A 13,255-nucleotide genomic window follows, 5' to 3' on the forward strand; every position below is an offset into this window, starting at 1 on the left:
GTGAAATCGAGATCCATTGCCATGCCTAGCTTGCTGGCCGGAACTGGTGCAGCACCAGTCCATCATCAAAGCTCTGGTAGTAGACCTGTACCGGTAATCCGGGCGTCACGTCGGACGGTTCGATGCCGGTCAGGTTGGACACCAGGCGCACCCCTTCCTCTAGTTCCACCAGCACGACGACATAGGGGTACTCGAAGAACGGAAACTTAGGCTCGTGCGGCATCACGTAGCTGTAAACCGTGCCGCGGCCGGAGGACTCGATCGCCTCCCACCGCAGCGATCGGCAGTGCGGGCACATCGGGCGCGGCGGGTGACGCAGCTGCCCGCAGCCGCCGCAGCGTTGGATCAGGAGTTTGTTCTCCCGCAATCCATTCCAGAAGAATTCGGTGTCCGGCGTGATCGCCGGGGCCAGCCGGGCCGCCATCAGCCTGCCGGCCTGAAGCGCAACACCCGAAATCGCTGCCGCCCCAGCACTTCACCGTGCTGGTCGGTGTAGGTCGTCAACCAGGTCAGGAAGAAGCCGGTGCCCAGCGCCGTCTTCTTCTCGTCGGAGACGGATTCGTAGACCGTCGTCGCGCTGATCACGTCGCCCAGTCGCGGGTACCGTTCGATCTCGAACTCGGAGTTTGTCGCCACCGTGCTGGTGTAGCCGGCCTCGTCGAGGAAGGCCGTTGGGTTGCTGTGGATCTCGACAGGAGCCCCACCCCGCTCGCCGATCCCCTCCAGCTTCGGCGACGGCATGGTCCAGGTCTGGAGCATCACCGGCGGCGACACGATGCCGCCGAATCGCGACGAGGCGGCGAACTCCGGATCGAGATAGACAGGATTCATGTCGGCCATCGCGTACGCCCAGTGCCGGATCATAGGTTGGTTCACCGGGTCCGGTGCGAGCGAAGGTTTTCCGGTGCCGCCGGTCGGATGTCCGACGAGGGCCCGCACCTTGGCGCTGACGGTTTCTGAATCGGTCACGTAGCAAAGCCCCTCTCGCAGCACGCCTGATCCGACAGATCGATGCCATCTGTCCTGCGAGTTGTGTGTACTCTGCACCGTCGCGTGCTGTCAATATGACGGCAAAGTATGGGATAGCGCGGAATTCGCTCGGATGATGATTGACGGCGGCCGCTGAGGCGAGTACACCAAGTGATCAGATGACCGGAGGAAGCAGATGGCCGATTCGCCCGCTCTTGTCCAGACCTATCAGCTCTACATCGACGGCAACTGGGTCGAGCCGCAGGACGGCCGCTACGACGACCTCTCGCCGTCCAACGAGGCCGTCATCGCCACCGCGCCCGACGCGAGCGTCGCGCAGGTTGGCGACGCGATCGCGGCCGCGCGGCGCGCCTTCGACAGCGGACCGTGGGGCATGATGTCCGCCGAGCAGCGCGCCGGGTGTCTCAATCAGCTGAGCGAGGCTTTGAGCAAGCACGCCGACGACTTCTTCGCGCTGTCGCAGGCGGAGTGGGGCTGTATCGCCAACGAGCGCATGATGCAGATCGACGCCGCCGGGTTCATGTCCATGCATGCCGCCCAGCTCGCCACCCAGCTGGTCGACCAAGAGGTCACCGGAATCAGCGCCGGAACCACCTTGCTTCGGCATGTGCCGTTGGGTGTCGTATCGGTGCTGACGCCGTGGAACTTTCCGCATTGCCTGAACGTGATGAAGCTGAATCATGCTCTGGCCGCAGGAAATACAGTCGTGCTCAAGCCGTCTCCGCTGACACCGCTGGCGGGGCTGGCGCTGGCGCGGCTCATCGACGAGTACACCGACATTCCGCCCGGTGTGGTCAACGTGGTCACACCCTCGGGAGTCGAGGCGGCCAGGCTGCTGACCACCGACCCGCGCATCGACATGGTGAGCTTCACCGGCAGCTCGGTCGTCGGCCGCCAAGTCATGTCCGCCGCCGGCGACACGATGAAACGAATCCTGCTGGAGCTCGGCGGCAAGTCGGCCAGCATTGTCCTCGACGACGCGCAGATCACCGACGAAATGCTGCGGCAGATGCTGTTCGAATCCTGTTCGCTGCACGCCGGACAGGCCTGCATCCTGCACAGCCGGCTGCTGTTGCCTGATTCGCTGCACGACGACGTCGTCGATCGGCTCGCCGCATTGGCCGGCGAGGTCAAGGTGGGCGATCCCACCGACCCGGACGTGCAGATGGGGCCGCTGATCAGTGCGGCGCAACGCGACAGGGTCGAGGCGCACATCGCCGGCGCACGTCGCGATGGGGCGAAGCTGGTGATCGGCGGCGGGCGGCCGGCGGGTTTGGACGTCGGCTACTACGTCGAACCCACGATTCTGTCCGGCGTGGAGCCGAATTCGACCATCGCGCAGGAGGAGGTGTTCGGTCCGGTGTTGAGCGTGCTGCGCTACCGAGACGACGAGGAGGCCGTGGCGATCGCGAACAACTCGCAATACGGGCTCTCCGGTGCGGTGTGGGGTGAGGATATGGACCGCGCCGTCGGCGTGGCGCGCCGCATCCGCACCGGCCAGGTCGCGGTCAACGGCGTCAGTCCCGGTGGCGCGCCGTTCGGGGGCTTCAGGCTCAGCGGCCTGGGCCGCGAAGGCGGCGGCATCGGTGGACTCCATCAGTACATGGAACAGATGGCGATCGGGGTTCCCGCCTAAGGCAACCCGCGGCGAGCCCGATGTGCCCGCAAATCCCACTGCTGTTTCACGGATCTCCGACGTAGATAGGTCCGCGCGGCGCCCGCGGTCCATCGCTGAGCAGCCCGCGACACCTGACCGCCCTTTGGTGAACCGAACACGACATGCCAAGCTGCTCGACATGGTCATCGAGATCGCCCGCCCCAAGCTAGAAGGAAACGTCGCTGTCGGCGAGGACCGCCAAATCGGGTTCGCCGAATTCGGTGACCCGCAAGGCCGGGCGTTCTTCTGGCTGCATGGCACCCCCGGCGCCCGCCGTCAGATTCCCACCGAAGCCCGCCTGTACGCCGAAAAGCACAAGATCCGGCTGATCGGCCTGGACCGGCCCGGGATCGGCTCGTCGACGCCGCATCGTTACGAGAACATCCGGGCGTTCGGGGACGATCTGCTGACCATCGCGGACATCCTGGGCATCGACGATATGGCCGTTATCGGCCTGTCCGGCGGCGGCCCCTACGCACTCGCGTCCGCCGCGGTGCTGCCCGATCGGGTGGTAGCGGTCGGTGTGCTGGGGGGCGTCGCGCCGTTTCTCGGCGAGGAGGGGATCACCAGCGGCCTGATGAATTTGGGCAAGCGGGTGGCACCCCTGCTGCGGCTGGGCGGTGACCCGCTGCGCATCGGCGCGAGCCTGGTAGTCCGGGCGATTCGTCCCGTCGCGAATCCGGCGCTGTTCTTGTATGCCGCGATATCGCCGGAGGGCGACCGGCGCCTGCTGACCCGGCCGGAGTTCGGGGCCATGTTCCTCGACGACCTGCTCAACGGCAGCCGCAAGCAATTGGCGGCCCCGTTCAACGACATCATCCTGTTCACCCGGGACTGGGGATTCCGACTCGACGAGGTCAAGGTCCCGGTGCGCTGGTGGCACGGCGACAGCGACCACATCGTGCCATTCGCCCACGGCAAGCACGTCGTGTCCTTATTGCCCGACTGCGAGCTGATCGTGCTCCCCGGCGAAAGCCACCTCGGCGGGCTGGGCCGCGGCGAGGAGATCCTGTCCACCCTGACGAAGATCTGGGACGAGCGAGGCTGACCGCCTCCGCGGCCGGGTAGCCTGCTCACGTGCTGCTGGCCTCCCTGAATCCCGTGGCGCTGAGCGCCACCGATATCGCCGATGCGGTGCGCATCGACGGCACCGTGTTCAGCCGCAGCGACCTCGTCGGTGCCGGCACCTCGGTGGCCGAGCGGGTGGGCGGCGCAGGCCGGGTTGCCATCCTGGCCGCACCGACTGCCCCGACGGTGCTGGCAGTCGCCGGGTGCCTGATCGCCGGGGTGCCGTTTGTCCCAGTGCCCGCCGATGTCGGCGCAGCCGAACGGCGTCACATGCTCACCGACTCCGGTGTGCGGGCTTGGCTCGGGACGGCGCCCGACGAGCCGGAAGGCCTGCCGCACATCCCGGTGCGGCTGCACGCCCGCTCCTGGCACCGCTATGCCGAACCGTCGCCGGACGCCACCGCGATGATCATCTACACCTCGGGTACCACGGGGCCGCCCAAAGGCGTGGTGTTGAGCCGACGAGCGATCGCGGCCGACCTCGACGCCCTGGCGGAAGCCTGGCAATGGACGGCCGACGACGTCTTGGTGCACGGCTTGCCGCTCTTTCACGTGCACGGTCTGGTGCTGGGCCTGCTCGGCTCGCTGCGGATCGGAAATCGCTTCATTCACACCGGCAAGCCGACACCGGCGGGCTACGCGCAGGCCGCGGCCGAGCACGGCGGCACGCTGTTTTTCGGGGTGCCCACGGTGTGGTCGCGGGTGGGGGCCGACGAACAAGCCGCCCGGGCGCTGCGCCCCGCGCGGTTACTGGTCTCCGGCAGCGCGCCGCTGCCGGTTCCGGTGTTCGAGCGGCTGGCCGGACTCACCGGACATCAGCCCATCGAACGCTACGGCGCCTCGGAATCGCTGATCACGTTGTCCACGCGCGCCGACGGCGAGCGACGCCCCGGGTGGGTGGGCCTGCCGCTCACCGGTGTGCGGACGCGGGTGGTGGACGACGACGGCGCGGTGGTGCCACACGACGGCGAGACCGTCGGGAAGCTGCACGTGCGCGGCCCGATGATGTTCGACGGCTACCTGAACCGGCCGGAAGCGACCGCCGAGGCATTCGACACCGACGGCTGGTACCGCACCGGCGACGTAGCGGTGATCGACGCCGACGGGATGCACCGCATCGTCGGACGCGAGTCGGTCGACCTGATCAAATCCGGCGGCTACCGCATCGGGGCCGGTGAGATCGAAACGGTGCTGCTCGGGCATCCCGGCGTCCAAGAGGCGGCGGTCATCGGGCTGCCCGATGCGGACCTGGGTCAGCGCATCGTCGCGTACGTCGTCGGATCGGCCGACGGCGATGAGCTGATCGACTATGTCGCCCAAGAGCTTTCGGTGCACAAGCGGCCGCGCGAGGTGCGTATCGTCGACGCGCTGCCGCGCAACGCCTTGGGCAAGGTCCTCAAGAAGCAACTGCTGACCGACGGCTGAGCGGACGCTCAACGGGTGACGCCCGTTCGGCCGGGCGCCCAGACACGCAGCAATTTGTCAGGCTTGGGGCCGAGCGTGCCCGCGACGCTTCACCTACCGTCGGAACCGTGCATCGATCTCACCGGACGGCGAGCGGCCAGAATGGGTGACCCGACTCGATTCGTGGGCACCGCCGCCCCTGCCCGGCGTAGCCCTATGCGACGGATCGCGGCAGCCTGCCTCGTGGGCTCGGCCATCGAGTTCTACGACTTCCTGATCTATGGAACTGCGGCCGCACTGGTGTTTCCCACGGTGTTCTTCCCCCACCTGGGCCCGACGGTGGCCACCATCGCCTCGATGGCAACGTTCGCGACGGCGTTCCTGTCGCGCCCGTTGGGCGCCGCCGTCTTCGGATACTTCGGCGACCGGCTGGGTCGCAAGAAGACGTTGGTCGCCACGCTGCTGATCATGGGCGCATCGACCGTCAGCGTGGGCCTCGTCCCCAACACGGCGTCGATCGGGGTCGCCGCACCGTTGATCCTTGTGGTCCTGCGTTTGCTGCAAGGCTTCGCCGTCGGCGGCGAATGGGCCGGGTCGGTGTTGCTGAGCGCCGAATACGCGCCTCCGGGCAAACGCGGCTGGTACGGCATGTTCACCTCGCTGGGCGGCGGTACGGCGGGGGTACTGGCCAGCCTGACGTTCCTCGCGGTCAGTCTCACCATGGGGGAAAGCAGCCCCGCGTTCATGGAATGGGGCTGGCGGGTGCCCTTCCTCATCAGCAGCGGGCTGATCGCCATCGCTCTCTACGTGCGGCTCAACATCGACGAGACGCCGCTGTTTGTGGAGGAGAAGGCCCGCAACCTAGTGCCCAAAGCGCCCCTGGCGGAGCTGGTGCGGCTGCAGCGTCGCGAAATCGTGCTCGTCGCGGGCTGCTTTTTGGGCGGCATGGGCTTTGTCTACCTGGGCAACACCTTCCTCGTCATGTACGCCCACTCCCACCTGGGCTATTCGCGCAGCTTCGTCTGGGGCGTCGGTGCGCTGGCTGGGCTGACGAGCATCGTGTTCGTCTCGTTCGGGGCCTGGCTGTCGGATCGAGTCGGGCGTCGCCGGGTGATGCTGAGCGGGCTGGCGGCGTGTCTGCCATGGTCGTTTGTGGTCATCCCGCTGATGGATACCGGCAGCCCCGCCATGTACGCGGTAGCCGTCCTGGGCATGTTCGCCTGCGCGGCGACAGCCAACGGCCCCACGGGGGCTTTCGTTCCCGAGCTGTTCGCCACCCGTTACCGCTACAGCGGCGCAGCGGTGGCGATGAACCTGGCCGGCATCCTCGGCGCCGCCGTGCCGCCGCTGTTGGCGGGCACCTTGTTGGCGACCTACGGCAGCTGGGCCATCGGGCTCATGATGGCGACCCTGGTGACCGCCAGCTTGGTGTGCGTCTCGCGGCTGCCGGAAACCAAGGGAACCGCGCTGGGCGGCGCGCCGGCCGCCGAGCGGGTGCCTGCCGACTTATAGGTGCGTCCTTTAGTTGGCGTGCAGATCTTCGTTGAGGGCAATGCCCTTGCCGCCGCGGGCCGCCACTTCCACCGCGCCGCTCACCGAGTTGCGGCGGAACAACAGGTTGTTGCCTCCGGACAGCTCGAGCGCCTTGATCGTTTTGCCTTCGGGCGTAATGACTTTGGTGCCCGCGGTGAGGTACAGGCCGGCTTCGACGACGCAGTCGTCGCCCAATGAGATACCCAGGCCGGCGTTGGCGCCGAGCAGGCAGCGCTTGCCGATCGAAATCACCTCGGTGCCACCCCCGGACAGCGTCCCCATGATCGAGGCTCCGCCTCCGATGTCGGAACCGTCGTCCACCACCACGCCGGCGGAGATGCGTCCCTCCACCATCGACGCTCCCAGGGTGCCGGCGTTGTAGTTGACGAAGCCCTCGTGCATCACCGTCGTGCCTGGCGCCAGGTGGGCACCGAGCCGCACCCGGTCGGCGTCGGCGATGCGCACTCCGGTCGGCAGGACGTAATCGACCATCCGCGGGAACTTGTCGACGCCGTAGATCGTCACCGATCCGTGGCGCCGCAGCCGGGCTCGCACTGCCTCGAAACCCTCGACGGCGCACGGTCCGCGGTTAGTCCAGACCACATTGGTTAATACCCCGAACAAGCCGCCGGCGTTCAGCCCGTGCGGCGCCACCAACCGGTGCGAGAGCAGATGCAATCGCAGGTAGGCGTCGTAGGCGTCGGCGGCCACGTCATCCAGCGAGCCGATGACCGTGCGCACGGCGACGGTCTCGGTGCCGCGGTCGTCGTCGCGACCGATCAGCGCGGTCAGCTCCGGGGGAACATCGGACAGCGCCAGCCGCGACGTCGCGCTGGTGCCCGGTGCGGTCAGTTCCGGCGCGGGAAACCACGTGTCGAGGACCGATCCGTCGGCGGCCAGCGTTGCCAGCCCGATTCCTGCAGCTCCAGTCACGGCGGACAGGTTACTTCGTGGGCTGCGCGCAGCTCCCGCCCGCCCTGTGGAGGTGCGGAATCGACATCCGCAAAGCCGGGCCCGGTCCGCACTCAAAGACCGACGCGGGCAAGGTAACTCGTCATCGCCGGGTGGTTCCACGGCCGTGAGCGTTCGGCTTCCCCGGTCCTAGCAGGTCAGGCGTGAATTTTGCCGATTTGGGTACGCAGCTTCCGGGATCCTTCCGGGCCTGCCGCAGGTCCCTATGTCGCCGGCCGTCGTGGCCGCCTGATTGCCCGAGGAGAAGAACATGTCCTTTGTCACCACCCGGCCCGAGGCGCTGCTGGCCGCGGCGAGCACACTCGAAGGCCTCGGCGCCTCGATGGCCGCCCAGGATGCCGCCGCCGCGGCGCCCACCACGAGCATCGCTCCGGCGGCCGCCGACGAGGTGTCCGCACTGCAGGCCGCGCAGTTCTCCGCCTACGGCGCCTGGTACCAGCAGGTCAGCGCGCAGGCAAAAGCGATTCACCAAACTTTGGTGAACAACCTGGACAGCAACGCCGACTCCTATGGCACGACGGAAGCCGTGAACCAGGTCACCACGAGGGCCGCGGCGTTGCCCGCCGCCGCCCCGGCCGCCGCTGCCGCCGACCCGCCGGCCGGGGACGCGGCCCTGGGCACCTCCATCGAGTGGGGTCAGAACGTCGGCGCCGCGGCCTCGGACTTCATCACCTTGGGCGAGGGGCAATTCGCTCCGGTCCCCGGCGCGGCCGGCATCCCTAATTTCACCGGTGGTCTCACGTCGGCAACCCCGGCGAGCGCCCCCGCCCCGGCGGCGCCCGCAGCCGCGGCCGGGGCGCCGTTGCTGGCGAGCATGGGTCGGGGACCCTCGATCGGCGCGTTGTCGGTACCACCAAGCTGGGCGGCAACCGAAGTCTCGGCGGTGACCCCGGCCCCGGCGACGCTGACTGGTGCGGGGTTCGCCAGCGCCGCGCCCCAGACCGCGACGGTGGGCACCATTCCGGCTGGCGTGCCGTCGATGGCGACCACCGGACGTGGCGGCTACGGCCTCGGCGCACCCCGCTACGGCGTCAAACCCACCGTAATGCCCAAGCCGGGCGTCTAGCACCCCCGACCCACAGCGAGAACAGGAGCAAGACAATGACTTTCGACTTTGGAGCACTGCCCCCAGAGGTCAATTCCCTGCGCATGTACACCGGTGCGGGGGCGGGCCCGATGATGGCCGCGGCGGCGGCGTTCAGCAGCTTGGCCGACGAACTGAGTACCACCGCCGCAGCCAGCGAGGCGGCGATCGCGAATTTGACCGGCGAGGACTGGATGGGGCCGTCGTCGGTGGCGATGGCCACCGCCATCGCGCCGTATGTGATGTGGATGCACACCACCGCCGCACAACTGCAACAGGCGGCCGCTCAAGCCATGGCCTCCGCGGCGGCCTACGAGGCTGCCTTTGCGATGACTGTGCCGCCGCCGCTGGTCGCGGCCAACCGGGCCCAGCTCGCGGCTTTGGTCGCGACCAACGTCCTGGGACAGAACACCCCGGCCATCGCGGCCACCGAGGCGCAATACGGCGAGATGTGGTCGCAAGACGCCGCCGCCATGTACGGCTACGCGGCGTCGTCGGCGGCCGCGGCAAGGCTGAGTCCATTGACATCTCCGGCGCCCACCAATAACCCGGGTGGACTGGGCGCGCAGACTGCGGCCACGGCCGCACAGACCAGTGGGCTCCGCGGGGTCGTCTCCAACGTGCCCAACGCTGTGCAGACGTTGGCCGCACCCGCCGCACTGGCGGACCCGCCGGGCGCGAGCGCCCTGGACAGCATCCTTGGCGACCCTCTGGTGTCCAACATCGGCAACGCCGGAACCGACGTCGTGTCGTGGAACGTGTTCAACACCATCGTGTCCAACATCTTGTACAACCACACCCTCGACACGGCCGCTTCGGCCGGCCTGTCCACGGACCTGGGAAGCGCGGTCAGCTCCGGCGCCCTGGTGAGTGCAGCGGCACCGGTCAGCACTGCGGGCGTCGGGGCCGGACCGGTACTGGCGAGCATGGGCTCGGCGTCCCCAATCGGCGGATTGTCGACGCCCGCAACGTGGTCGGCGGCCACGCCGCGGGTCCCCGCCGCGACCATCGCGGGTGCGGGGTGGACCGCGCCCGCCGAGGACGTGCAAACCACCTGGGCGTCCGGCATGCCGGCGGTCGCCTCGGCGGGCCGGGGCGGCTACGGCATGGGGCCGCGTTATGGCGTCAAGCCCAAGGTGATGCCCACCCAGGTCCTCGTCTGAGCCGCGCCGGCGCTGCGCCCGGCGGGGCCGCGCTTGCGATCGCCTCGGGGTTGATGGTGGCGACCCGCTGCGCCCGGCGGGGCCGCGCTTGCGATCGCCACTACCCTGAGACCGTGTTGGACTTACGCGGGGATCCGATCGCGCTGACCGCGGCGCTGGTGGACATCCCCAGCGAATCGCGGGACGAGGCGCGGCTGGCCGACGAGGTCGAGGCCGCGCTGCGGTCACAAACCTTCGGGTTCGAGATCATCCGCAACGGCAACGCCGTGCTGGCGCGCACGCACCACCGGCGGCCGTCGCGCGTGCTGCTGGCGGGCCACCTGGACACCGTCCCCGTGGCCGGAAACCTGCCCAGCCGCCGCGAGGGCGGCGACCTGTACGGCTGCGGCACGGCGGATATGAAATCCGGGGACGCGGTCTTCCTCCATCTCGCCGCCACGGTGGCCGACCCGGTGCACGATCTGACACTGGTGATGTACGACTGTGAGGAAATCGAGGCCGCGGCAAACGGATTGGGCCGCATCGAACGCGAGTTGCCGGACTGGCTGTCCGCCGACGTGGCGATCTTGGGCGAGCCCACCGGCGGCTACATCGAAGCAGGCTGCCAAGGCACCCTGCGCGTAGTGGTCAGCGCCAGCGGAACCCGTGCGCATTCGGCGCGAGCCTGGTTGGGAGACAACGCGATTCACAAGCTCGGCGCCGTGCTGGAGCGGCTGGCCGTCTACGAGCCACGCAGCGTCGACATCGACGGCTGCGTCTATCGTGAAGGCCTGTCGGCCGTGCGCATCGACGGCGGCGTGGCGGGCAACGTCATTCCCGACGCGGCCGCGGTGACGATCAACTTCCGTTTCGCCCCCGACCGGTCGCTCCCCGACGCGCTGCAACACGTGCACGACGTGCTCGCCGGGCTCGACGTGCACATCGAGCAGACCGATGCGGCGGCCGGCGCGCTGCCCGGCCTGTCCCAACCCGCCGCCAAAGCGCTGATCGAAGCGGCGGGCGGAAACGTCCGGGCCAAGTACGGCTGGACCGACGTGGCGCGCTTCGCCGCACTGGGCATACCGGCGGTCAACTTCGGGCCCGGTGATCCCAACCTGGCGCACAAGCGTGACGAGCGGGTCGCGGTCGCAAACGTCACCGCCGCGGTGGACGTGCTGCGCGGCTACCTGAGCGGCTAAGCCTTTCCGGCCCCGCACCGCTGTGCCTGCGCGGCGGCGTCGGCGGCGGCCGCGTGCATGCCGATCGACGTTAACTCGTCCGACACCGCCCGCAAACCGGCGTCATCGCCCGCAGCCAGCGCGCGGGCATGGGCTAATGCGATTCTGCCTACAACACAATCGATCTCGTCACAGAGCCGAGCCAGAGGATCTACCGCCCGGCCGTCCCCCAGCCGCACCGCTTCGTGCCAGACGCGCACCGCCACGCCCCGCTGCCCACCGCGTTCGGCCGTCCGGGCGGCGTCACGCGCGGCGGCGACCGCGCCATGCGCGTCCCGCACCAGGGCCAGCCGCCATGCCCGCGCCACACCGAGCTCCGGTGTGAACAGGGCCGACTTGGTGCCGTGCCGGGATTCGGCCCTGCTCAATGCCTTTGCTGCGGCGGCGGTGTCACCCTGCTTGGCCAGCGCGGTGGCCAGCAGTGTCAGTGACAGCGGCCCCCATGAATAACCGGTGCGCTCCAGGGTGGCGGACGCCGGGGTCAATATTGCTGCGGCAGCGGCAAATTCGCCGCCAGCGATCAGCACGTGAGCCAACAATACCTCACCGATTGCGCGACCCGGTTGTTGCAATTCGGCGAAGTCGGTGAACTGCTGAGCGAGCTGGCGGGCTTGGTCAGGGTGGCCGGCCATCAACAGCGCGGTGGTCTGACCCAGCCCGATGGTGAAGCGCAACAGCCCGGGATGTTCGGCGGCCAGGGCGCGCTGTGCCAGCGGCTCGACGTCCTCGAATCGACCCTCGCGCGCCGCGCACAATGCGGCCGCGCTGGCCGCCCATGCCACCGCCTGGTCATCGGCCGCCGGCGACGCGAGGACGTCGGAGGAGACCTTAACGGCGTGCCTGACGTTGCCGGCGTTCATCGCGAAGGTCGCGCTGAGCGCGTCGAGGGTGGTCTGCGGTCCGGCGTCGGTGACCCGGTTGCGCACGGTCCGCAGGAACGCGGTGGCGCGCTCCGGTTCGCTCAGCATCCAGAACTGGTTCGCCGCCCGCAGCAGGGCCCAGTCCATCAGCGCCGCCTCGGTCAACGCGGTGGAGTCGACGTCGGCCAGCACCGAATCGGCCTCGCGGCCACGGCCCTGCCACGCCAGGGCATGCGCCAGCGCGAGCCGCGCAACCAACCCGCCGGAACGCTGCAGCGCCGATCGGGCCAGCCGTTCGCCCAGCGCCAAATCGCCCAGCCGCAGCGCCTCTCGGGCGGCGGCGACGACGTCGGCCACCCGCGGGGAAGTGTCACTGTCCAGCGCCAGCAAAACCAGTCGCAACCGGTCACTGAGGTGCTCGGACCGACGCTGCGACAGCAGCTCGATGAGCTCGCTGCGTCGTTGCCGGGCCTCGTCGAGGTCGAGCGCGGCCCGCATCCGCTCGGCGAACAGCGGGTGGGCTGTATAGACGACCGGGTCGTCGGAGGACCCGCCGCGCGCCCGGGTCTCCGCAGCTCCCCACGTCACCGCCTCGGCCACCGCGCCGTCGCCGGCGAGCGCGGTCAACTCGGCGGCCGAAAGCGGCTCCGCGACGGCCAGATACTTCAGGACCAAGCGAGCCGTCTCAGGGAGCTCGGCGAGGAACGTGTCAATCTCCGCCGGCACGGTCGCCCCGCCCGGCGGCTCGATGTCGATCCGGGTGAGCAGGCCGTCGTTCCACAGCGCCGCGATCGCTTCGGGAGCGGCCTCGGCGCGGGCGGTGACGATGAGCCGTCCCGCACCATCGCGCGCCAACTGGTAGACGAGCGTCGCCGACAACACGTCCAAGTGTTGGGCGTCGTCGACGATCAGCAGCAGGTCGTCACCGCCCAGCGACGCCCGGGCGGCGCGCAATAGCGCGGCCGGCTTGCCGATGTCGGCGATCTGCACCAGATGACTGAAGGCCCCGAACGGGACCGTGCGTTCGGTCGGGGTGCCGGTGACCCAGCGGACGAGCGTGTTCGGGTGCTGATCGGTGAAACGCTCGGCGGCGAGCCGGGCCAGGGTGGATTTGCCGACGCCGTCGGGACCCAGCACCACCGCGCCCCGGGCCCCGTCGGCCAGTGCCGCATCCAACCGTTCTGAGGCCGTCGCATGTTGGGGGACGTTCCATCGAATCGGCACCGCCGAATTTTATGGTGCGTAGTCGGCCGGACGGCGAAAGCCTCAGATATGACGGCTGGTGTGCGGTTGGTCTACCTTTGGCG

Annotated in this window: 11 protein-coding genes; 7 read left to right on the forward strand and 4 right to left on the reverse strand. The window is 68.9% G+C overall.

From position 1 onward, the window contains the following. Positions 1 to 25 precede the first annotated feature (25 nt). Positions 26 to 424, reverse strand: a complete 399-nt coding sequence (locus A5686_RS14615; RefSeq protein WP_067935302.1) for a Zn-ribbon domain-containing OB-fold protein — start codon at positions 422 to 424, stop codon at positions 26 to 28. Further along, on the reverse strand, positions 424 to 969 hold the full coding sequence (locus A5686_RS14620; protein WP_067935414.1) for a MaoC family dehydratase N-terminal domain-containing protein: 546 nt from the start codon (positions 967 to 969) through the stop codon (positions 424 to 426). Before A5686_RS14620 ends, A5686_RS14615 begins: the two co-directional genes overlap by 1 nt. A 196-nt stretch (positions 970 to 1,165) precedes the next feature. Here A5686_RS14620 and A5686_RS14625 point away from each other — a divergent pair, with 196 nt between their 5' ends. The 4 genes from A5686_RS14625 (at position 1,166) to A5686_RS14640 (ending at position 6,631) form a co-directional block, all read left to right on the forward strand. After that, entirely contained in the window at positions 1,166 to 2,626 is a 1,461-nt protein-coding gene (locus tag A5686_RS14625) for an aldehyde dehydrogenase family protein (protein WP_067935305.1), read from the forward strand. 160 nt (positions 2,627 to 2,786) lie between these two features. Continuing rightward, on the forward strand, positions 2,787 to 3,695 hold the full coding sequence (locus A5686_RS14630) for an alpha/beta fold hydrolase (protein WP_067935416.1): 909 nt from the start codon (positions 2,787 to 2,789) through the stop codon (positions 3,693 to 3,695). A gap of 29 nt (positions 3,696 to 3,724) precedes the next feature. Next, entirely contained in the window at positions 3,725 to 5,140 is a 1,416-nt protein-coding gene (locus A5686_RS14635) for an acyl-CoA synthetase (RefSeq protein WP_067935307.1), read from the forward strand. Positions 5,141 to 5,335: 195 nt separating this feature from the next. After that, positions 5,336 to 6,631, forward strand: a complete 1,296-nt coding sequence (locus tag A5686_RS14640; RefSeq protein WP_067935310.1) for an MFS transporter — start codon at positions 5,336 to 5,338, stop codon at positions 6,629 to 6,631. Between the two features lie 9 nt (positions 6,632 to 6,640). Here the strand turns inward: A5686_RS14640 and dapD are convergent, their stop codons facing one another. Then, positions 6,641 to 7,594, reverse strand: a complete 954-nt coding sequence (gene dapD / locus A5686_RS14645; RefSeq protein ID WP_156750076.1) for a 2,3,4,5-tetrahydropyridine-2,6-dicarboxylate N-succinyltransferase — start codon at positions 7,592 to 7,594, stop codon at positions 6,641 to 6,643. 280 nt (positions 7,595 to 7,874) lie between these two features. Here dapD and A5686_RS14650 point away from each other — a divergent pair, with 280 nt between their 5' ends. From A5686_RS14650 to dapE, 3 genes are all read left to right on the forward strand, one after another. After that, positions 7,875 to 8,690: a PE domain-containing protein gene (locus tag A5686_RS14650; RefSeq protein ID WP_067935315.1), complete on the forward strand. Its 816-nt coding sequence runs from the start codon at positions 7,875 to 7,877 to the stop codon at positions 8,688 to 8,690. Between the two features lie 35 nt (positions 8,691 to 8,725). After that, entirely contained in the window at positions 8,726 to 9,871 is a 1,146-nt protein-coding gene (locus A5686_RS14655; protein ID WP_067935317.1) for a PPE family protein, read from the forward strand. A gap of 113 nt (positions 9,872 to 9,984) precedes the next feature. After that, positions 9,985 to 11,049, forward strand: coding sequence for a succinyl-diaminopimelate desuccinylase (dapE, locus tag A5686_RS14660; RefSeq protein ID WP_067935419.1), 1,065 nt, complete (start codon positions 9,985 to 9,987; stop codon positions 11,047 to 11,049). On the opposite strand, the gene A5686_RS14665 is transcribed toward dapE, so the two are convergent. Then, entirely contained in the window at positions 11,046 to 13,172 is a 2,127-nt protein-coding gene (locus tag A5686_RS14665; protein WP_067935320.1) for an AAA family ATPase, read from the reverse strand. The genes dapE and A5686_RS14665 overlap by 4 nt on opposite strands. Positions 13,173 to 13,255 lie beyond the last annotated feature (83 nt).

It is taken from the genome of Mycobacterium sp. E2479, assembly GCF_001667925.1.
In the GTDB taxonomy this organism is placed as follows: Bacteria; Actinomycetota; Actinomycetes; order Mycobacteriales; family Mycobacteriaceae; genus Mycobacterium.

What these genes read in the sequence shown, in the direction of transcription:
- A5686_RS14615 (WP_067935302.1), bottom strand. Translation starts at nt 424, where the DNA reads ATGGCGGCCCGGCTGGCCCCGGCGATCACGCCGGACACCGAATTCTTC.
- A5686_RS14625 (WP_067935305.1), top strand. Translation starts at nt 1,166, where the DNA reads ATGGCCGATTCGCCCGCTCTTGTCCAGACCTATCAGCTCTACATCGAC.
- A5686_RS14630 (WP_067935416.1), top strand. Translation starts at nt 2,787, where the DNA reads ATGGTCATCGAGATCGCCCGCCCCAAGCTAGAAGGAAACGTCGCTGTC.
- A5686_RS14640 (WP_067935310.1), top strand. Translation starts at nt 5,336, where the DNA reads ATGCGACGGATCGCGGCAGCCTGCCTCGTGGGCTCGGCCATCGAGTTC.
- A5686_RS14650 (WP_067935315.1), top strand. Translation starts at nt 7,875, where the DNA reads ATGTCCTTTGTCACCACCCGGCCCGAGGCGCTGCTGGCCGCGGCGAGC.
- A5686_RS14655 (WP_067935317.1), top strand. Translation starts at nt 8,726, where the DNA reads ATGACTTTCGACTTTGGAGCACTGCCCCCAGAGGTCAATTCCCTGCGC.